This is a genomic window from Lacinutrix sp. YIN62 (assembly GCF_057219185.1).
This window is the reverse complement of the sequence record NZ_JBXVVH010000004.1, coordinates 39,781-61,213: the sequence shown is the minus strand read 5'-3', so window position 1 is coordinate 61,213 and position 21,433 is coordinate 39,781. Positions and strand designations below refer to the sequence as shown.

Sequence of the window (21,433 nt, the reverse complement as noted above, 5' to 3'; positions counted from 1 at the left end):
GGCTTTTAAATTTAATTAGCTAATTTTATACTATTGCTTAATAAACTTTTTAGTAATTATTTTACTATTCGCATTAAACTGAATCATGTATAAACCAGATTTTAAATCGCTTACATCTATACCATTAGTTGTAGTATTTCCTTTAGCCACTTGCTGACCAATCATATTCACCACGGTATAAGGTAAAGATTTTGTTGCTTTTACATAAAGTGTTTCTTTAACAGGATTAGGATAAATACTCAGGTTAAACACTTCATCGGACACAGACTCTAATTCTCTAGCTGTAGAACTTCCTGTAATTGAAAGTCCATCTATAGCCATATCACCTTGCCAAGTCGCACCAGTAACACCATTGAACCTTAATTTCACATTGCTATTCCCTGCATAGCTATTTAAGCTTACATTAGCAGTACTCCATGAATTTCCTTGATTTCCAGATTCACTCCAGATACTAGTCCAAGAACTACCATCGTTAGTACTTACCTCTAATGCTAAACTTCCCATATTACTAGCACCATACATATGGTATTTAAAAGTAACTGTTGCTTGCCCTAAACCAGCTAAGTTTAAACAAGGAGAATTTAATATCGCTCTGTCTCTCGAATTGTTAGGAGCAGAAGATTCCATATAGATATAATAACTTCCTTGATTAGCACTAGATGGCCCAGTATTATTTGATGCTGTACTACCACTTTTTAGCGTCCAATTAAAATCATCTTCAGTTTCTTGAGACCAATCTCCTAAAGTATTTTCAAACCCTTCAGTGTATGGGAATGAACTCACGCCTGTTGTACATCCTGCCGAAGAACCATCTGTAATATTAACAGTATAGTCTTCTACTTCACCATATTCAAAAGTTTCTTCACATAATGTTGGAATGGCTTCATATTGTAATGCCACACGCATTCTTGTTGCTCCTGTTGTAGCATTTACAGGCACATTAAAAGTCCCTGTAGCAGGTGTTACATTACTTGGTGACTTAGACCATACTAATTCTCCTGCATCTGAAAAGTTTCCATTATTGTTATAATCTATCCATACCGCGTAACCTTCATTATATACAGTTCCTGGCCAAGTTGGAGTGACACTAATAGTATATTCAGCCCCTTTAGACAAGTCTGTTGAGATAGAAGTAAAATCTGAATAAAACTGTGCCCCAGAATTATTATCAATTCCTCCTAATTGCACACGACTAATATACTCATCGCTAACATTTGTACTTGCTGATGCGCAATATTGATTTCCTGTTTGACAAGGCGCACAAGAACCGCCACAATCTACTCCTGTTTCTGTTCCATTTTGAATTCCATCTGAGCATGTTGGTTGCGCTACTGCACCACATTTGTCTGATGCTGCTAAAGCTGCTCTTGGCCCTCCATTAAGCAATGTTGCTCTCATTCTGTTTTTTTGACCTAATGTGAATAAATTCATACAAGCATCATTAGTATAATCCATATAATTTTGAACCATATCTACAGACGAGCAAGATTCTTTTCCAACAGGACACCCGCCATTTGACGTTTGATGTGTAGGCGTATCGCTTACAAAATCATTTCCACAAAAGCTATCTCCCCAAATATGACGTAAATTTAAAAAGTGTCCAATTTCATGTGTTGTTGTTCTTCCTCCGTCATAAGGTGCTGAAACAGCTCCAACTCTACCGAAAGCATTATAAATCATAACCAATCCATCTGTAGAGGCTGGGCCTCCAGGAAATTGCGCATAACCTAAAAGGTTGATAACCTCTCCTCCAGATACAGTTGTCATTTTTGGTACTACCCACATATTTAGGTACTCATCGGTATTCCAAGCATCAATTCCACCATCAGACGAGCGCTTTGCATCATTATCTGCTCCCCAATCATGACGTGTTGTGGATTTTCTAGTAATACCTGTTGTAGCATTCCCATTAGGATCTATTGTAGATAAACAAAACTCTATTTGCGTATCTGCTGCTTGAGGCCAAGTATTATCAGCATCAGGATTGGTTCTCCTAAAATCTTCATTTAATACATCCAATTGAGATTGTATTTGAGCATCGCTAATGTTTTCTGTAGCGTTTCTGTACAGAACATGTACTACTACAGGAATTGTAATAATGTCTCCAACAATTCTATTACTTGTGGCTTCCATTTGTTCAACCTTTGTTTTAGTAAAAGCTTCAATCTCATCCATACGCCTTTCTAAGCCTGGATCTTGTTGTTTTAGAAATTCTAAATTTCCCATTGTTCCACAGCCTCTTTCTTGAGCAAAAAGAGTGAAAACAAAAAGGAAACTAAACAATGATAGGGTAATTGTTTTTTTCATAAAAATACTTTAATAATTTAATTAATTTTTTATTAGCAGCGCAATAAAAGTATTAAAGCAATACCGAACGAGTATTCAATATTAGTTTTCGATAAAATGTGCTATTAAAAAAAATCATTCATTAGAAAGTACGGTTTTTCCCGTAATTATTTTGTTACTTTTAAAGCTTAACAAAGTTCAATACGATTTTAGAATACTAAAAAATTATTTTATTACTCATAAGTTCACTTAAAACAACAATAAATATTTGTGGATATAGATACCCAATAAAAAAAGCGTCTAAAAATTAATTTTAGACGCTTTTTTAAAAATTAGATCTTTGCTTATTACCAAATTCTAACTCTATCTTCTGGAGCAATATACATTTTATCGCCTTCCTTAATACCGAATGCTTCATAAAAGGCATCAACATTTAACAAAGGTTGTACTGCGCGGTTCATTCCTGGTGAATGTGGATCTGTTTTAATCCTTGTTTTTAAAGCGTCCTCCCTCATTTTTGTTCTCCAAACTGTTGCCCAACTCATAAAAAACCGTTGCTCTGGTGTATAACCATCTATAGCTGCGGGTTTTTCATCACCAAAACTCATTTGTAAGGCATCATACGCTGCTAAAACTCCGCCAAGATCTCCTATGTTCTCTCCTAATGTAAACTCTCCATTAATTGTTACCTCTGGTAAGACTTCTATAGCACTGTATTGATCTGCTAATGCTTTTCCTAGACCTTCAAATCGCTTTAAATCTTCATCTGTCCACCAATTATTCAAATTACCATCTTTATCATAACGTGCGCCAGAGTCATCAAAACTATGTGATATTTCATGTCCAATAACAGCGCCTATTCCTCCGTAATTTACAGCATCATCTGCTTTATAATTATAAAAAGGAGGCTGCAAAATGGCTGCAGGAAATACAATTTCATTATAAGAAGGATTAAAATATGCATTTACGACTTGTGGGGCCATAAACCATTCACTCTTATCTACGGCTTTGCCTAATTTATCTAAATCATCTTTAAAATTCCATGCCCTTGCGCTTAGTATATTTTGAAGATACGAACCTCCATTTTCAACACCTTTAATTTCTAATGTTGAATAATCTTTCCATTTATCTGGGTATGCAATTTTCACTTTGGTAGCTCTAAGCTTTTCAATAGCTTTCTTCTTAGTATCTTCACTCATCCAATCCAGCTTATTTATTCGCTTTTCAAAAGCTAAAATGACATTTTTAATCATTTTTTCTGCCTTTACTTTCGCTTCTGGTGGAAATTTCTTGTCTACATACAATTTACCTAAAGCTTCACCTACAGTTCCATTTAATGTTTGCAGCGCACGTTCTTCTATAGGGCGTTGCTTTTTAGCACCACTCAATTCTTTACTATAAAAGTCCCAATTAGCTTTATTTAATTCCGTTGTAAGTAATCCTGCGGCACTATCTAATGCAGACCAACGCAAATATGCTTTCCAGTCTGACACATTGTTTTCTGCTAAAATATCTTGTAAGGCATCAAAATATTTTACCTCACTTACAATTACTGTGTCCAATTGTTTTACTCCAATTCCTAAAAAATAATCTTTCCAGTTTACTGCAGGCACCATTTTTTGTAAATCTGCAATAGATCTTGGGTTATAACGTTTACGAGCATCTCTACGATCTACCTTATCCATCTTAGGTCTTGCCAAACGCGTTTCAAATGCCAAAACTTGTTCTGCTTGTTTATGTGCTTCTTCCTCTGTATCTCCTAAATATTGTAGCATTCTAGTAATATGCGCAACATATTTAGCTCTCTTTTCTTTAGAATCTTCATCATCCTTCACATAATAATCTCTATCTGGTAATCCTAAACCTCCCGCACCTAAATAGGCTACATTTCTATTACTATTCTTAGGATCGGAACCTACGCCAAAACCAAAAAAACCAGCTCCTCCTTTGGGTTCCATTTCTATTAAAAAAGCCTGTAAATCTGTTATATTTTTTATAGCATCTATTTTCTCTAAATAAGGTTTAACTGGGTCTAAACCTTGTTTATTCCTTCCAATAGTATCCATTATAGTTTGAAATAAGTGCACGGCTTTTTCTTGATCTGAACCAGGAAGTACTGCTATCCTTTCAATATCTTTATCATTAGACATTGCAGATTTCAATATTGACAAAGCATCTGCATCTGTTTTTTTACGTAATTCAGCAAAGCTTCCCCATGAAGTTCTATCATCAGGGATTTCGTTGCTTTCTAACCATTTTCCGTTTACATATTTAAAAAAATCTTCATTAGGCTTTACTGACGTATCCATAAAATCTAAATTAATTCCTGGTACGGCTTCTTCAACAACGGCTTCCGCAGTTTCTTTTTTAAGGTCTTCTTTACATGATACCAAACTTAATAAAGCTATAGTACCCATAAGTGGTAGTTTTTTCATTGGTAGTTTTTTGACGGGTTTTTAATTACGTAATTTAGTTAGATATTTTTAAGCATAAAATAAATTAACACTTCTCTACATACTTTTAACAAAAAAACACATTCAAATTAATGAATGTGTTTTTTGTAATGTTGAATTTTATAGAATTTAATTAAGGATTATTTTTTTGGTTACTTTTCCTTTTTCTGTTGAAATATTTAAAAAGTAAATTCCTGAATCGTACCCTCCAATATTTAATTGGTATCCCTTTTTATTAGCCTCTATATTATTTTGCTCTAAAACACGTTTCCCTGTAACATCATATACATTAATATTGAAACTAGTATTTGCTTTAGTCTTGATATTAAAAATGCCTTTTGAAGGATTAGGAAAAACGATAAAATTAGCAGTTTCGAACTCACTAATACTCAATATGCCTTCTTCTATTATCAAATTATCTACAATTACACCTTCTTGATTTACAGCTTGGTCGGAATGGAATACAAATCGAAACATTATACTTGCTTCTCCTGTAAATGCGGTTAAATCGTAGCTATATTCTGTTAAACTAGCATTTTGACCTGTCCATTGCGCTCCAGGACAATTATTACAGTCTGCCCCTGGCAATCTATCACTATTATACCAATTAAGATCTGATGCCGTTCCTAATACAGTCCAATCTACACCTTGATTTGTAGAATATTCTAGATATACAACATCCCAGTTTTCCTCTAGTTGGAATGCCATATCAAATTTTATTTTCGGCCCCGTCATCGTTGTTAAGTCATAGCACCCTGTAAGCAAATAACTCTTAGTATTATCTGCGTAATTCCCGTTTAAATTGGTTCCATAAACTTGATTTAAAGGGTTTGCCGTATCGTTTAAAATAGTTCCCGATGGCAAGCCTCTTTCCCAGTATTGAGTAGTCCCGTCTTGATCTATAACCAACAATTCATCTGTATCGTTTTGAAAAGTATTCTCTACCTGTACCGCATCTTGCGCATTAGCATAAATTACTTTTTCTTCTGAAGTATTATTCGTTGCATACGCATCGTTTGTAGTCGTAGTCATTGCCGAAAATGTATGCAGCCCTTTTGCTAGTGAAATTTGAGGTAATACAATCGTTGTTGTTTGATTTGAAGTTAAGCTCCCTGACCAATTATAGTTTGTATTTACACCATCAACTGTATATATTACATCCACGGCCGTTATTGTACTTACGCCATTATTTTCAATAATAATTTCTGGTGTAATATTAGTATTACAATCTATTGCTGTTCCAATTCCTGTAACATTAACCAACCTAACGTCGGTAGCCGCCAATTCTGTTGGTAATGGCGATTGCCATATTCCACGACCATAAGTTGCTGCAGTAATCTTATTATCTGTCGTATTAATTTCAAGATCGGTTACAGTAACATTAGGCAAATTAATATTAAACAATTCCCATGCTAAACTATCATCATCATATCTATAAACCCCTAAACTAGTCCCTAAAAATAACGGGTTTTTAGAATGCAAAGCTTGATGTTTAATACTATTTTTAGTGACGCCTGGTAATCCATTGGAAATACTAGTAAAATTCTGACCTCCATTTATAGATTTATAGACTAAGCCTGTTGTACCAGAGGTAGTAACATATATAATATCGCTATTTTCTGTATTAACTTCTATTGAAGTAATGCCTTTGCTTGAAGGGATGCTAGGGACAAAAGCAGATACTGGTAAACTCACAAAACTAACCCCTCTATTAGTACTTTTTCTTAAGGTTCTACCTGTACTCACGAATACATTATTCGGGTTTAGATCATCTATCTCCAATACATCAACATTTTCTCCAAAAGAAGAAGACACAGCAACCCAACCACTAGCTTCAAGCTTATATAATTTGCTAAACCCAGAATATAATTCACTATCGCTATTCATAAATAATGGCGTAATCCAATTCCCATTTTCTCCATCAGGACTAGAAACTGTTCTTGTAATTCCAGCCCCAGCAGAAGAAGAAGCGTATAACGATCCGCCTCGTTGAATAAAGCCATAAAATAAATTAGAATTCGCAGGATCGATAGCTGTATCCATTCCATCTGCACCATAATAATTTTGCCATTGGTTATTATTATAAGCATGACCTCCATTATCTTGTAATCCGCCAACCATTTTATCTGAAGACTGCTTAGAAACAGCGATACGATAAAATTGACTAATCTGCATGCCTGCTGTTATATCAGAAAAACTAACTCCAGCATTACTAGATTTATAAAAACCACCATCGGATCCAACGAGAAGTTCTCCTTCGAAAAAACGTAAAAAATGAATATCTGCATGTGTATAAGTAGAACTAGCCGGTGAGCTCCAGTTATTTATTTTTGTAAATGTTGCTTGTCCATTAGCACCAACAATCCCTTTCCAAACATTTAAAACTCCTGTATAAATTTCATTTTCATTAGTATCTGAAACCGCAAATGCCATATCATACCATGCTTGTGTAGACTCAAAAATATTACCAACACTAACGGGTGTTGCTACTGTGGTAAAACTTGCTCCAGAATCTACCGATTTATAGACTCCAAGAAACTCACTCCCTGATGTTGCTGCCAATAGGTAGACTACATTTGAATTTGCAGGAGTTACATCTATAGCAACTCTAGTCATTGCATTGGATGCTGGAAGGCCAGAAGTTACAACCGTAAAGGATTCTCCTTCATCTGTAGATCTTAAAAATTCTGTTCCTGAAAACGATGTCTTAGCCGCATATATTATATTCGTATTTCCTGGTTTTATTTTAATATCCTTGATGTTTCCTGATAATTTCAAACTCCAAGTCACACCTGCATTTGTTGATTTATACACTCCTCCGTTTGTTGCAACCCAAAGCATATTTGAATCGTTAGGATTTATATAAATATCATTCATTCTATTTGGAGAATTCCCAGCATTTAAACCTGTAGTATTCCATGTTAATCCGCCATCTACAGATTTCATTACGCCAATACTTGAAGAATCTCCAGCATCATCATCTCCAGTTGCAATGTATATTGTACCCGGATTATCATAGTCTACTGCAATACCCGAAACACCTATTTGTGGCAAGTCATCTGTATAAGTCGCCCAAGTAGCACCATTATCCGTAGTTTTCCAAAAACCTCCTGCTGGCGCTCCTGCATAATAAGTATTTGCATTTGCAGCATCTTTTACTACAACATTTACACGTCCTTGACCAGAAGACCAAGAGCCTGTATTGGTATGTGTAAATGGCCCTACTGGTTGCCAATCACTTACGTCTGCTATAAGCGCTCTTTGTGAAACAATATTTCGTTGATTTAAATACGTTTCCCAGAGTTCCTGTTGGGTTGGTAATGTCCCATCGTCTTTCACGTAGTTTTTCCAGTGATTTTCCCAGCGCTTAAAGGGTTTATAACCACTTCCTTTTACACTAGGATCTCTTGTTTCCCAGTAAGCGTTAAAGGCATCTACTGTTTCTTGAAAAGTAACAGGGTTATTAGATGCTTTTCGTGCTTGAATATTCAAACCCAACATCCATGGTGCATCTTGATTAAATTGTCCTTGAGCATAAGTAAATGCTAAAAGACTACAAATTAAAAAAGTAAGTTTTCTCATATTAATTTTTATAATTAGAATTAATTAATAACATACAATAGTCTAGTTCCTTAGTAAAAAGGTATTATATGTTTTATCTATATAAACAAGCTAAAAAAGAAATACCCTAATTATCTTATAATAAACACCTACAAATAAGGCGTATTAATAAATCATAGTTATTCTTTAAAAATCAGATATTTATTTTTTAAAGAACTCGTTTTATTTAGTGAAACTCGCTCGTTATAAATTAAATAAAAACTTAGGATTTCTTATTTTTGAGGCAGTCTTTTAGCGCTCATTTTCTTAATGAGAGTACTATCAAATTTAGATTTGATCTGAACGACTTCATTAACATTATCGTTAGGAATAGCTATGGATAATACATAATGTGCAACTTTCCATTTACCATCTTGCAATTTCATAATTCCAGAGCCTCTGCACAATTTCATTTGTGTGTCTAATAATTCATCAAACCAAGCGAGTTTCCCATCTTCATATAAGTAAACATTACGCTCTAATGCGGTAAAATGCCATGCTTTCCCATTATCAAAATAAGGTTTAGAAAATGCTTTAAAGGCATCGTTCTGCCAATTTTCAGTAGCATCGGTTCCAATAAAAACACCATCGTCTGTCATTAAATCAAAATAGGATTCAAAATCGGCGTTACTAGCTGCTTTATGCCATGAATCTAATGCTAAATCAATATCTTTAGTTAACGTTACTGATGTTTTTTTTAAAGCAGGTTTAACATTAACCGTAGACGCAGTATTACAAGAATAGAAAGAAAGACAAATCGTAAATACTATAATATATAGTTGCTTCATTTTATTCTGGTTTTATAATGTTCTGTGCTTCTTTTTCAAACTTTTTATTAATTAACAATGTTACATATGAGAATGCTTCGAAAACTTCTTTAATTATTGATAACTGTTCTTTTTTTGAAGTTGTATGTAAACGTGTGGCTTCTTCTAATTTATAAAGCTTTGTTTTTAAAACCAATAACCGCGCTCTAATAGAGGCAATATTAATGTTTTTGGGAATGGTTGTATCTAAGTCCTCCATAACAGAATCAAAAACAGTTTTATCCTTAGTAAAAAAACTAAAATTTGCTTTTTTTAAATCTTCTATAGCTAATGCTATAGTATTATAAGCAAGCCAAGAATCTAATGTATTCTTTGCTTTCTTATCGACTCCATAACTTAAATATTTAATTTTTGAAATGTCGTTTTTAGATAACGCCACTGTATCTTTTACTACCTGATTCTCTTTATCTTGTTTAATAACTTCAACAGATTTTTTACATGATACTAAACAAGCTAATACTAGCAAGATACTTAAAAACTTCATACTTTTATTTAACTATTGTGAATTACAAATATATTGTATTGAGCACTTCTCCTAAGCTAAATTACATAAATTTTATGAATGCATTTTTTAAGTTGAAATTTTCAACTTATGATTAAAATCTTTTTATTTTTACACCATTATATAAATTTATATTTAAAATATGTCTACAAAAATATTAATTATTGGAGCCTGTGGTCAAATTGGATCTGAACTAACCTTTAAACTTAGAGAGATTTATGGTGATGACAATGTCATTGCAAGCGACATTAGTTATACTAATTTAGAAGTAGTTAATTCTGGTCTCTTTGAAATTATTGATGCTATGGACTATGCTTCAATAAAAATGTGTGTTGATAAGTATAATATAGACACAATATACCTTATGGCTGCAATGCTTAGTGCTACGGGCGAAAAATACCCTATGAAGGCTTGGGACTTAAATACCGACTCATTATTTCATATTTTAAATTTAGCAAAATCTAATTTAATTAAAAAAGTGTACTGGCCTTCTAGTATAGCGGTTTTTGGGCCTTCAACTCCTAAAAAAGAAACGCCCCAGTACACCACTATGGAGCCTACAACGGTTTACGGTATTACAAAACAGGTAGGCGAGCGTTGGTGTGAATATTACAATCAAAAGTATGGGGTAGATGTTAGAAGTATTCGATATCCAGGAATTATTAGTTGGAAAACACCTCCAGGCGGTGGTACAACTGATTATGCTGTAGAAATTTACCATGAAGCGGTAAAAAACAAATCTTATACCTGTTTTTTATCTGAAAATACTGCCCTTCCAATGTTATTTATGGATGATGCTATTAAAGCTACGGTAGACATTATGACTGCTAGTGATGATGACATAAAAATAAGATCTTCTTACAATTTAGCAGGAATAACTTTTACACCTAAAGAAATTGCTGCCTCCATACAAAAATACATTCCCGATTTTAAAATCTCGTATGCCCCAGATTTTAGGCAAGAAATTGCAGATTCTTGGCCACAAAGTATTGATGATAGTACAGCTAGAAAAGATTGGAACTGGAAACATGATTTTGATCTAGATGCTATCACTAAAGAAATGCTTTTACAGTTAAAAAAACAATATAATAAATAACATTAATTACAATAAACGCTCTCTTCAGTTATATAACTGAAGAGAGCGTTCACTATTTTAGACTTTCTACAAAGCCATCCTAGCGATGCATTCTATCCAGTATCTCTATTACCTCTGCCTTCTTTCGTACAGACACAGGAACATTTTCTCCATTTTTTAGCATTAAATAACCGCCATCAGTTTTAATAAAAGCGTTTATACATTGCAAATTAACCAAATGACTTTGGTGAATACGTAAAAACTCATAAGGTTTCAACATGTCTGAAAAATACTTTAATGTTTTAGTTACAAACACCTTACGACCATCCTGAAGATAAAAAATTGTATTATTACTATCTGATTCACAACGCACAATATCATCAAGAGCAACGATAATAATTTTATCTAGCGTATGCAGTGATATTTTATTAGGCTTTTTCTCTGGCGCAGCTAACGTTTCTTTTAAAATATTTAAACGCTCTTTATTCGGTTGAATTTGCGCTTTAGCACGTGCAATAGCCTGATCTAGCTCTTCGTAAGAATACGGTTTCAACACATAATCTATGGCCGCAAACTTAAATGCCTTTATAGCATACTCATCGCTTGCAGTAACAAAAATTATTTTAGATTGTAAATCTGGGAAAATCTCTAAAACATCAAAACCAGTCCCGTCTCCAAGCATAATATCTAAAAACAGAACATCTGGCTGTGTTTTTCTTAAAGCTTTAGCCGCTTCTACGACACTTCTCGCTGTATCTATAATTTTTATCTCAGGGTGCCTTGTTTTTAAATCTTTTTTTAAGAGTTGTAAGGCGTCTAATAAATCTTCTACAATAATTGCTGTTAACATCATTTTTAATAATCAGTTTCTAAAGGGATTTTAAAAGTAATCTTTGTGCCGCCAATGGTACCATCTTTATTTTTAATTTCCGTAATCTGTAACGTTCCTTTTCCAGAAATAGATTCTAAGCGATCTTGAGTAACAATAAGCGCCATAGATTGATGATCTGTTTTAGCTTTTAACGCTTGCGATGCAAAAATACCAATACCATTATCTTCTATTTTACAGTACAAATACGCTTCGGTCGTTTCAAATGTAATACTCAATTTCCCTTCTCTTTTCCCTTTTAAAATACCATGTCTAATCGCATTCTCTACAAAAGGTTGTATAAGCATTGGTGGCACTAAAATTTCTTCAGGATCTAAATTACTGTTAATATTAACAGTGTAGTAAAATAATTTTTCGGCCATGAGTTTTTCAACCTCAATATAATGATTCAATGTTTTTATTTCTTGACTTAAAGTAATGGTTTCTTTCCTTGAATTAATTAGTGTTTCACGCAATAAAACCGCAAAGTTATTAATAATCGTATTCATCTTATCTGGCTTTGTAATCGCCATAGCCTTAATGCCATTAAGAACATTAAAAATAAAATGTGGATTCATTTGCAAACGTAAAGCTTTCTGCTCTAGAGTTAATAAATGGTTTTGTAATTTTAAATGTTCTTGCGCAGTCTTACTTTCTAACTTTAAACGCTTTATATATTTAATAACACTAAAACCTAAAATTACTATCACTAAAACGATTAGCCCCCATTGAAACTCTGTTTTTTTATAAATTGGACGGTCTATATAGAACATAAATTGAATGGGGTCACTGATGTCCCATCTGTTATTTCTTGACTGTACAGAAAACTTATGGCTGCCATAGGCTAACCCTGAAAAATTCTGAGTATTATCGGTAGTCCATGGACTCCATTGAGACGCATTTAACTTAGAGCGGTATTGAACCTCTGTTGGGTGGTCTAAATCTACCGTTTTATAAGTAAAGCTAATTTGCCTTTGTTTTGGTTTAAGTTGTAGTGTATTACTTGTATTTGTCCACGCTTTTAAGTGTAAAGAATCTACACTCTTATACGCAATCTTCACATCTTTAAAAAAAATTTCTGGTTTAGAGCTTACTTCCTTATTTTCATTTGGCTTGTATTCGGTTAACCCATAAATTCCTCCAAACCAAACATTACCATGACGGTCTTTATCTACTGCATTTTGACACGTTTCAATGCTTAAAAAGCCATCATTTCTACCAAAATGAAAAACATCATTAATATTATTCTCTTGATTTAATATAATTTTATCGACACCCGACTCTGTTCCTGCCCACAAATACCCTTGATCATCAAAAATTAGTTGATATATATTTTCTGAATACACTTTTTTAGATCCATTAAGTTTCTTAAAATCCCCCAAGTCATCAAGATTAGCCCACCAAATCCCCCTACCTGCTGTACCTACAAATAGTATATTATTCCGAAACAACAACGTCCCTATTGCTATTTTCATGTTTAATACTGCACCAAAATCTTTTACTTTCCCATTTTTAATATAGCCTAAATGCCCATTTTGGGTACTATACCATAATCTATTCTGATTATCTTTAACCAGGTCCTTTATAAAAAGATCACTTATGCCGTCTTTTTTTCCATAAACCTTTCGAATAGTCAAACTATCGGTATTAGAATGGTAATTAAATTTTACAATTCCACTAGAATACGTTGCTGCCCAAATAGCATTTTTATCTGTATGTATTTTTCTAATCCAGTTAAATGGAAAGCCTGTTTCTGAATTTAAAAGGTGGTTTTTAGTTACCTTTTTAATTATTTTTTCTTGTTTTATATCTAGTATATCACTGGAATCAATAATAATACTATCAACGGTTTTAGTTTCTCTAAATAAAATACCACGTCCTTCAGATCCTACCCAAATATTACCTTTAACATCACTAGTAATGGTCTTTATTTTCACCCCTGAGAAAGTTTTGTATTCGGGAATATGATGAATACCCGAATCATCTATTTTAACTAATCCTGTTTCAGAATTTGAGACCCACAGACCATTATTAGTATTGTGCACTGCATAAACTCGATTCCCTTTTAATCCTGATTTCACATTAAAATGCTGGAAATTATTCTGAAAATATTTATAAATCCCCCAACCTGATGTAGCAATCCAAATATTCGACTGTCTGTCGGTTATCACTTTTCTTATATGCGGTACCGATAGCCCATTACTAGTATTAATTAGTGCTTTTTCTGCATTTGTTTCAGGATCTATTATTGAAATCCCATCGTTATCGGTTGCAACCCACAGTTCATTATTATTTTGAATAGACATCGCATTTATTCGTAATGGTTCTTTTATTAGAATAGGATTTTCAATATCTAGAAGATCAAAAGCAAATGTGCCATCATCATAGGTTGCTGCATATATTGTTTCTTGATAAGCAATAACAGCTTTAAAGTTATTAGTCTCTAGCTTATCAATGGTTTTAGCATTACTACTTAATGCGCTTAATTTCCAAAACCCTTGACCTGTAGCCAACCAAAAAAAACCCTTTTTATAAATAATGCCATTAATACTACTAGAATCAATTTCTAAATTGATTGAAATTTTTTTTAAGGATTTGTTTTCTAAAAGTAGATATAATCCGTTTTTTGTTGCTATAATTTTTTGTTTATTATGAAAAAAGAATTGATTTATTTGAGGCGATTTAATATTAGTAAATTTATCTTTCACCTTTATTGAAAGTCCGCGTTTGCTGCCAACGTATAATGTATCATTTAAAGCATAAAGAGCCTGTATGTAATTAGATAATAACCCATCTTTTTCTTTCCATATTTGAAAAACGTCTCCGTCAAAATTACATAATCCGCCACCTTGCGTTCCTAACCATAAATACCCTTTATTATCTTGAACAATATCATATACTTGAGATTGTGGCAAACCATCTTCTAAAGCATAAGCTCTAAGTTGCTTGTTTTGAGCGTCTAATGTATTAAAAGTCAAACAAGAAAATATTATATATAACAGAAAACGATTCAATGAATTTATGTTTTTAAAAATTTATGACACAGAATATATTAAAATACTTTGCTATAAAACAAATATAATCAAACCCGTATTGAAGTTATTAGCTTCCACTTGTTTCGTTTATTTATTTCAAAATATAAGAAACACTGCATCTCTAAAAACACAGTGTTAATACATTAACAATCGTTTATTCTTTTATTTCTGAATAAAATAAGGCACAATAATCTTCGCTAGACAACAAATTAACAGAAGCGATTACATTGTCTTTTTTCTGTAATTTATTATTTTTCCAGATTATATAGAGTGCTTCATTTTCCATACTACAACCTTCCTCAACAGTCGTATTTATTACAATAATATCGTCTACATTTTGCAATCCATCGTTTCCTATATTTTCTATGCTCGTATAATCTAATGCTTCAAACGACATTAATATTCTATCTAATTCTACTCCATTTTTAACGGCTCTAATTTGATATTGTTTTTCATCATCCTCTGTAATTCCAGCTTCACCAAATACAAATCTAACCTCAGCATTTGCTTGACTTACCATTGTTTTTTGAGAAATCAAGCCGCCCCATATCCATCCTGTTTCTGGCCCCATTTTCACCTTATACCATCTGCTGGTTATTCCATTTATTTCTTGCGATTCATCGCTTTTTTCTAATAATCGAACATTGGTTCCGATTCTAATAGTCGTTAGTTTTTCACAATACCTTGATGGGCAATCTCGCATCGCAACATTATTTACCAATAAATACTTCGAAGAGTTCCTTGAGGACTCTGCATAAATATCAAATTCTACTTCTGGTGTTTGCGCAAATACGGTTGCGGTTACTAATAAGGCTAAAGCTACAATACTGTTTTTTAGAGTGTTCATAATATTTTGTTTTTAAGATTTATAATTATTTACACTCCAAAAGTAATAGGATGCTCTTACCTAATTATAGTCCTTCTAGTATTCGTAGATTCTAAACTAGAATTCGTTTTGCTTAAAAAACATATAGCCTCAGATCGCCTATATATTTTTTACATTAAGAAAGTTCATTCCTAAACTAAATTATTATAAAACAAGACCTAAACTCACAGACACCACTCTCATTATTAGCTTAAAAGCATTTATAAAAAGCGCCAAAAAACTGCTTATATAATAAATTCACTCCTCAAAATTAATTATGCTAATTATTTTTTTAAAGCCACTTCTCCAACAAGGATTCCTGTAACATTCCAATGATTAGCACCAACACCTTGGTCTATAACAACCCTTATAGTATGTTTTCCTTTTTTTAGCATAGGTAACGGAATAACATACGGAGGAGTTAATGTTGCTGGACACCAATTGGACCTACTCAAATCACTAGAAGACAATCCGTTTCTAAAATTTCCTGAGGCTGGGTTATTTTCTCTATAGGTCGCACAATCAGTTCGCCAGGGGACTATCGTGAAAACCACTTGACCATCGATAAATATTTGATTTAATTTAGGATTAAACTCATCGCCTCCTGCCCAACCTCCATGTCCTGTCGTTGTATACAATAATTGAAGATTCTCTATTTTTTCTGGCACTTCAAAATCAACTTTTAAAGTATCGTTATTAAAAAGGTTACCGTAATTTTGCCCAGACATTTCCATTGTGTTTACCGTAGAAAATAAGGGCGCTATGTATTTCGTGTTTTTTCTAACCTCTTCATCATTAAACGCAGGATAAAAATCCAATTCTAAACTTACTATATGCCCTCCGGAATCATAATTACCTACAAAAACACCAACCCACACCTCATCGACATTAGAAGGTATTAAAGAAGACACTTCTTGCTTATACGTTACATTATCACTCCAATTGTAAGTATTAATTTCTCGTTTTTCGTTAAAATGACTCGCCCCAAACGATGTATAAAAACGAAGCATTTCTGTTGGAGGCAAATAATTGCCTTCTGCTCTTATCCCTTGAAATTCATTGCCTTTATTATCGGTATATATGGGTAGTTTTTCTAAACCATAAAGATAAGCATCGAGCACAGACTGTTTATTATTATTAGCAGGAACAATAAAAACGGAACCTGTTCTATCGTAAGCATCACCATTCGATTTACAACTCAATTTAGCAAATACATACTTACTATTTCTTAATTCTGGGGTTAATACTACTTTTTTCATAATTACTGACCCTTTCGAAAAATGATATGTTTTATTAGCTTTAAGCGCTGTATTACTTGGCGCTTTAATACTTGGGTCAAAATTTATAATATCATTATCAAACACTTGTAATCGCTTGTATCTAGATTTTATTTTCAGTTCTTCAAATTCAGCTTTACTAACTGTTGTTGCCTTGTCCATAAAAGCAATTGAAGGCATATCGTTTCGTTCTTTAGTAATACCTGTTGCTATAATTTCTCGATTTCCATTAATTTTCACCTTCAAAACAAGTGCATTGTTATTAGGTAAATACCTACTGTAAGGGCTCCCTTTTACTTCAGAATCTTCGGTATACCAGACTTCTATTGTATTCGAGAAATATGAAAAAGAAGCATACTTACAACTATAATTAATTAGAACAGCTTTCTTATCGCTTAGGTTTGCTTTAGGTAACTCACTAAACGGCGTTATACTCTTAAAAACTTTAGAGTCGTATGTAATAGTACTAATATTTTGACGTGATTTAAAATCTGAAAAATGTTGAATTTTATTTTCAGGTGCAGACAAAAAGACAATCTGATCTTGATAAAATATGGTTAATGTTTTATCAAGTTTTTCCCCATTATTGTATTGATCATAATTGACTTTATAAACCTCTGAGCCATTTTGAGCTAAAAATACTAAAGGAAAAAATATCAAAATGATTTTTAATACTGTTTTCATATACTTATAAACATTAGTTCTAAAAAATAATGTTCTAAAAATACGATTTTATACTTTTCTTCCATTAATAAGTTATTCTTAATAAAAACAAAAAAGCCTTTCGAAAATTCGAAAGGCTTTAGTTTTTCCTAGTGGTCCCACTTGGGCTCGAACCAAGGACCACCTGATTATGAGTCTGTAACTATTATCTTTCCTTTTCTTGCATTTACTTTCATATTGTTGATTTTAAGACGATTAAGAGTTTTTGTGTTTTCACTTGTTTTCAGTTACTTGCTCTTTTTAGCTAAAATGTTTAACCTATGTTTAACCCAGAAATCTAATTACTCTTAACTCTATATCCTTATCTATATCTAGCGATACACTAAATTCTTGAAATCTGAAAATAGTAAATGTTTTACCTAAAGTGATTTTTTCTGTATCTAGCTTTTTATCTAAAGGCAAATAACTATTTAATCTGGCTATCAAGTTTTCTAAATCATTTAGAGCTAATTTGTAAATTATTCTTGAAAGGATATCCCCATTATATTGAAGTATTACATTGCTCAATAACCTCAACCTAAATAAAGTGTTAACATCGTCTTTTAGATACTCATAATTTTCATACTCTAAACCATTACTAAAAGTTGACTCTAAAGACTTAAGATTAAACTCGTTTAACTCATACTGTTCTCCTATTTTAAAGTGTAATTCTTTTAATAAGGAATTGTACATGCCTTAATTAAAAGTGTATTGATATTGATAACTCTGTTGACTCAAGGTTTCTTGATGCACATTAACATCATCTACAGAGCCATAAAATCGCATTTCAGCTTGTGATGAATCTTCTATATAAAAATCCAGTTCAAAGCTTGCTGTATTTTCAGGAATATCAACGCTTACCATATTATCAGTATAATCAAAATCTGAATTGATAGTTGATTGAGAACCGTCTTCAAAAGTTAATGTGGTAGTTAAAGAAACAGATACCCAATCTTGTAATGTTCCTGTAGTAAAATCCACAATATGAGATTGACTAATTTGTTGTTCTTCTTCGCTATCATCACTTGAACATGCTGTAAAAGATAAAATGGCTATTAATACTAAATAAATATTCTTCATCATATTTGGTTTTTAAAAATTGTGGATATATGTGTAATTTACTTCTGCAATATTCTCTTCATCTACTATATTACCCTGTGAATCGATTAACTTAATATTTACTTCTGAACCTCCTTCTATATAGAAATTTGATTCTATTTTAATTGGGTTTAACCCTGTCTCTACTGTTACAGTTCTTGTATCTACATCGTACCCTACTTCTTTAAATTCAAAAGAATCTTCATAGGTAATAGTATTTCCTGAACGCACTAGAAAAGATTCTGGTAGCAAACCTGTTGTGTAAATTAATTTGTAACTTAAATTTGAATTTGCCATATCTGGGCTTTCATTATCATCACTAGAACACGCTACTAAAACTAGTGTCATTATTATTGCTAAAAAGATTTTCTTCATTTTTCTATATTTATTGGTTAAGTAATTTGTATTTTAAAATGGTAGGTCATTGTCTTGGTCATCTATGAAACTGGCTTGCTCTAATTCTGGCAAAACAATTTCTGCTATTTGAACATTATTTAATAGTTCAATTCTCCAACCTTGAATTGCATTAAAGTATTTAGAAACACCCTCTGGGTTTATCCACTCTCTGCCTCTTAGGTTAAGGTTAATCTTTACTTCTTGACCTATTTCATATTCATTTAGTAAGTCACACTTTTCTTGTATAAATTCTATTAAAATATGTTGTGGATATTGTTCTTCTGTAGTAACAACAACCTCTCTTTTTCTAAAGCCGTTATTACCTATATTTTGAGTCTCGTATAAGACTCTAATTTTTCCTGTTATTTCCATTGACTAGTATTTAAAATCTGTAATAATTTCGTTTATATTCACAAGCTCTTTATCTAAGTTTTGACCCCTGTAACAATCTGAAACTTCATTAAGTGATTCATATAGTTTCTTAAAAGCAAATTCACGCTTTAGCATTTTATGACCATCTATGTCTGTGTATGGAAACTCTGCTTTGAGTATGCTAAAATTATTGCAGACACTTTGGTATGGCTTCTCGTATTTTAAAAGCCACCAATCTATTTTACCTCTTGTGTACAGACCTTTATCAGCAAGTGATTCAAGCTCTGTCTTTATTTCACTTAGTTTAATTTTTATCTTATTCACAATTAAGAAAATAGTTGATACAAGTATTCAAAAGCTTCTATTAAATATTGGATTATTCCATATAGCAATGCTACAATTACAATTAATGATATTACTAACGCAAGAATAGCCCCTAGAAATCTCAACACAGAAAGTATCTTCGCACCTTCCTTTAATTCACTCATATACCAACTTAGAAACAATACCAAACCTATTGCTGAATAGAAATAGAAAGTAAAGACGTTGTCATCAGAGCCAAAGTATGACACTAAAAACCTTAATAGTAGAAAACCAGATATTCCAATTACCAGTTTTAAAACACCAATATTCCTTATTCCTTTTACTATTGTTTCATCTAGCTCTATACCTAAGCCTTCAATGAAATTTAAAATTTTATTCTTCTCCATTTTATCGTCTTCTTTAGTGACTTTTTTGTCTGTTTCTAGAGATTCATTCTGTAATTCATTGTAAAGATTTCTCCAATTACTCTTTCCTAGTTTTGCTCCACTCCAACCTAGAGCTAATACTCTTAAATCTTCTTTAAGTTTATTAGTAGAAATAGCTCCTACATCTATTAGTGATTCTACATACTCGCTAAAAGTTGGTTTATGACCAATACTTTTTTCTAATGAATCTACTTCTTGCTTAATTTTATCAACTAACCTTACAAATGGTTCATTATCATTAATTTCTAGGTCTTCTTTATTCATTTTAAGTCTAAAATCTATTTAACAAACATAGCTATTTTATCATTTATGATAACCAAAACAACACACTAAATTATCATTTTTGGTAACTAGATAGGTATAGGTTTAAAATGAAAGATAAAAAGCAGTTACAGTTAGCAATTGGAAAGCGAGTTAAAAGCTTAAGAGAGGAAAAAGGTATTCCTCAACAAGACCTTGCTGCTAAATGCAATCTTGAAAAATCTAATTTAAGTCGTCTAGAAGCTGGAGGGACTAACCCTACTATCTATACTCTAAAAAGAATTGCAGATAATCTTGAAGTTAGTCTTTGTGATATAGTAAACTTTGATAAGTAAAATCAAATTTTGGCTATTAATACCTATCTAACCTATTTAAAACCTTAAGAATTTAGCTTAAAAGTATTGTATTCATGCTCTCTCGTAAATAGATAAAACTATTTAATCAACTCATTATCCTTAAAACTATAATAATCATCTTTAGTTATAATTAAATGGTCTAACAAAGCAATATCTAAGTATCTCCCTGCTGTTTTTAGTTTTCTAGTTATCAATTTATCTGCTTCACTTGGTGTTAAGTTTTCACTAGGATGATTATGAGCTACAATTATACTTGAAGCATTACATTTTAAGGCTACGCTAAACACCAATTTAGCATCCACAACAACTCCAGAAACACCTCCTTTTGATAACGGATATACTCCCAAAACAGTATTACTTCTATTTAGTAGAAGAACTTTAAATTCTTCTTGAAGTTCGATTATATTTTTGTCCCAAGAGTCTAATAGAATTTTATAGCTCTCTTTGCTGTTTTTTACTTTTAGTTTCTCTTTCTTACTATTTGAATATGAGATACTTATTTCTGATACTTCCATCGTTTTTAGTATTAAAAATCATTGATATTCTAATTTTTTTCATATACCTTTGACAAAGAAGTTTCTTTCTGAAATACTTCAGAACAATTCTTCGCAAAATTTATACACATATGGTTAAGGGAAAGAAGTATGAAGTTTCTTTCTTTTGGTTCTTTTCTTTCTTTAAGCAATGACCAAACCCTGTATTAATTATTTG

At 32.3% G+C, this 21,433-nt stretch carries 18 protein-coding genes; 2 read left to right on the top strand and 16 right to left on the bottom strand.

Annotation, left to right across the window (positions count from 1 at the left end):
• Nucleotides 1–30: 30 nt before the first annotated feature.
• From AC2D8I_RS03710 to AC2D8I_RS03690, 5 genes are all read right to left on the bottom strand, one after another.
• Nucleotides 31–2,307 (bottom strand): GEVED domain-containing protein, encoded by a 2,277-nt coding sequence (locus AC2D8I_RS03710; protein WP_484704645.1) that lies wholly within the window; start codon nucleotides 2,305–2,307, stop codon nucleotides 31–33.
• A gap of 326 nt (nucleotides 2,308–2,633) precedes the next feature.
• On the bottom strand, nucleotides 2,634–4,721 hold the full coding sequence (locus AC2D8I_RS03705; protein WP_484704644.1) for a M13 family metallopeptidase: 2,088 nt from the start codon (nucleotides 4,719–4,721) through the stop codon (nucleotides 2,634–2,636).
• Nucleotides 4,722–4,868: 147 nt separating this feature from the next.
• Entirely contained in the window at nucleotides 4,869–8,321 is a 3,453-nt protein-coding gene (locus tag AC2D8I_RS03700; protein WP_484704643.1) for a T9SS type A sorting domain-containing protein, read from the bottom strand.
• Between the two features lie 251 nt (nucleotides 8,322–8,572).
• On the bottom strand, nucleotides 8,573–9,127 hold the full coding sequence (locus AC2D8I_RS03695) for a nuclear transport factor 2 family protein (RefSeq protein ID WP_484704642.1): 555 nt from the start codon (nucleotides 9,125–9,127) through the stop codon (nucleotides 8,573–8,575).
• Between the two features lies 1 nt (nucleotide 9,128).
• Nucleotides 9,129–9,650 carry a hypothetical protein gene (locus AC2D8I_RS03690; protein WP_484704641.1) on the bottom strand — a complete coding sequence of 174 codons (522 nt, stop codon included), beginning with the start codon at nucleotides 9,648–9,650 and terminating at the stop codon, nucleotides 9,129–9,131.
• 160 nt (nucleotides 9,651–9,810) lie between these two features.
• Between AC2D8I_RS03690 and AC2D8I_RS03685 the strand changes: the two genes are divergently transcribed.
• A complete protein-coding gene (locus tag AC2D8I_RS03685) occupies nucleotides 9,811–10,764 on the top strand; it encodes an NAD-dependent epimerase/dehydratase family protein (protein WP_484704640.1) in 954 nt (317 codons plus the stop codon).
• Nucleotides 10,765–10,843: 79 nt separating this feature from the next.
• On the opposite strand, the gene AC2D8I_RS03680 is transcribed toward AC2D8I_RS03685, so the two are convergent.
• From AC2D8I_RS03680 to AC2D8I_RS03635, 10 genes are all read right to left on the bottom strand, one after another.
• Nucleotides 10,844–11,596, bottom strand: coding sequence for a LytR/AlgR family response regulator transcription factor (locus AC2D8I_RS03680; RefSeq protein ID WP_484704639.1), 753 nt, complete (start codon nucleotides 11,594–11,596; stop codon nucleotides 10,844–10,846).
• Between the two features lie 2 nt (nucleotides 11,597–11,598).
• Complete coding sequence (locus AC2D8I_RS03675) at nucleotides 11,599–14,589, bottom strand: sensor histidine kinase (protein ID WP_484704638.1); 2,991 nt, start codon at nucleotides 14,587–14,589, stop codon at nucleotides 11,599–11,601.
• A 211-nt stretch (nucleotides 14,590–14,800) separates the two neighbouring features.
• Nucleotides 14,801–15,493: an SH3 domain-containing protein gene (locus AC2D8I_RS03670; protein ID WP_484704637.1), complete on the bottom strand. Its 693-nt coding sequence runs from the start codon at nucleotides 15,491–15,493 to the stop codon at nucleotides 14,801–14,803.
• 302 nt (nucleotides 15,494–15,795) lie between these two features.
• Nucleotides 15,796–17,472, bottom strand: a complete 1,677-nt coding sequence (locus AC2D8I_RS03665; protein ID WP_484704636.1) for a PNGase F N-terminal domain-containing protein — start codon at nucleotides 17,470–17,472, stop codon at nucleotides 15,796–15,798.
• A gap of 303 nt (nucleotides 17,473–17,775) precedes the next feature.
• Nucleotides 17,776–18,183 carry a hypothetical protein gene (locus AC2D8I_RS03660; RefSeq protein WP_484704635.1) on the bottom strand — a complete coding sequence of 136 codons (408 nt, stop codon included), beginning with the start codon at nucleotides 18,181–18,183 and terminating at the stop codon, nucleotides 17,776–17,778.
• A 3-nt stretch (nucleotides 18,184–18,186) separates the two neighbouring features.
• Nucleotides 18,187–18,573: a hypothetical protein gene (locus AC2D8I_RS03655; protein WP_484704634.1), complete on the bottom strand. Its 387-nt coding sequence runs from the start codon at nucleotides 18,571–18,573 to the stop codon at nucleotides 18,187–18,189.
• A gap of 9 nt (nucleotides 18,574–18,582) precedes the next feature.
• A complete protein-coding gene (locus tag AC2D8I_RS03650) occupies nucleotides 18,583–18,963 on the bottom strand; it encodes a hypothetical protein (RefSeq protein WP_484704633.1) in 381 nt (126 codons plus the stop codon).
• Nucleotides 18,964–18,996: 33 nt separating this feature from the next.
• Nucleotides 18,997–19,356 carry a DUF3127 domain-containing protein gene (locus AC2D8I_RS03645; RefSeq protein WP_484704632.1) on the bottom strand — a complete coding sequence of 120 codons (360 nt, stop codon included), beginning with the start codon at nucleotides 19,354–19,356 and terminating at the stop codon, nucleotides 18,997–18,999.
• A 3-nt stretch (nucleotides 19,357–19,359) separates the two neighbouring features.
• Nucleotides 19,360–19,680 carry a hypothetical protein gene (locus AC2D8I_RS03640; protein ID WP_484704631.1) on the bottom strand — a complete coding sequence of 107 codons (321 nt, stop codon included), beginning with the start codon at nucleotides 19,678–19,680 and terminating at the stop codon, nucleotides 19,360–19,362.
• 2 nt (nucleotides 19,681–19,682) lie between these two features.
• On the bottom strand, nucleotides 19,683–20,369 hold the full coding sequence (locus tag AC2D8I_RS03635; RefSeq protein WP_484704630.1) for a hypothetical protein: 687 nt from the start codon (nucleotides 20,367–20,369) through the stop codon (nucleotides 19,683–19,685).
• Between the two features lie 107 nt (nucleotides 20,370–20,476).
• Between AC2D8I_RS03635 and AC2D8I_RS03630 the strand changes: the two genes are divergently transcribed.
• Nucleotides 20,477–20,701, top strand: a complete 225-nt coding sequence (locus AC2D8I_RS03630; protein ID WP_484704629.1) for a helix-turn-helix domain-containing protein — start codon at nucleotides 20,477–20,479, stop codon at nucleotides 20,699–20,701.
• Nucleotides 20,702–20,799: 98 nt separating this feature from the next.
• Here the strand turns inward: AC2D8I_RS03630 and AC2D8I_RS03625 are convergent, their stop codons facing one another.
• Complete coding sequence (locus tag AC2D8I_RS03625; RefSeq protein WP_484704628.1) at nucleotides 20,800–21,237, bottom strand: JAB domain-containing protein; 438 nt, start codon at nucleotides 21,235–21,237, stop codon at nucleotides 20,800–20,802.
• Nucleotides 21,238–21,433: the final 196 nt, after the last annotated feature.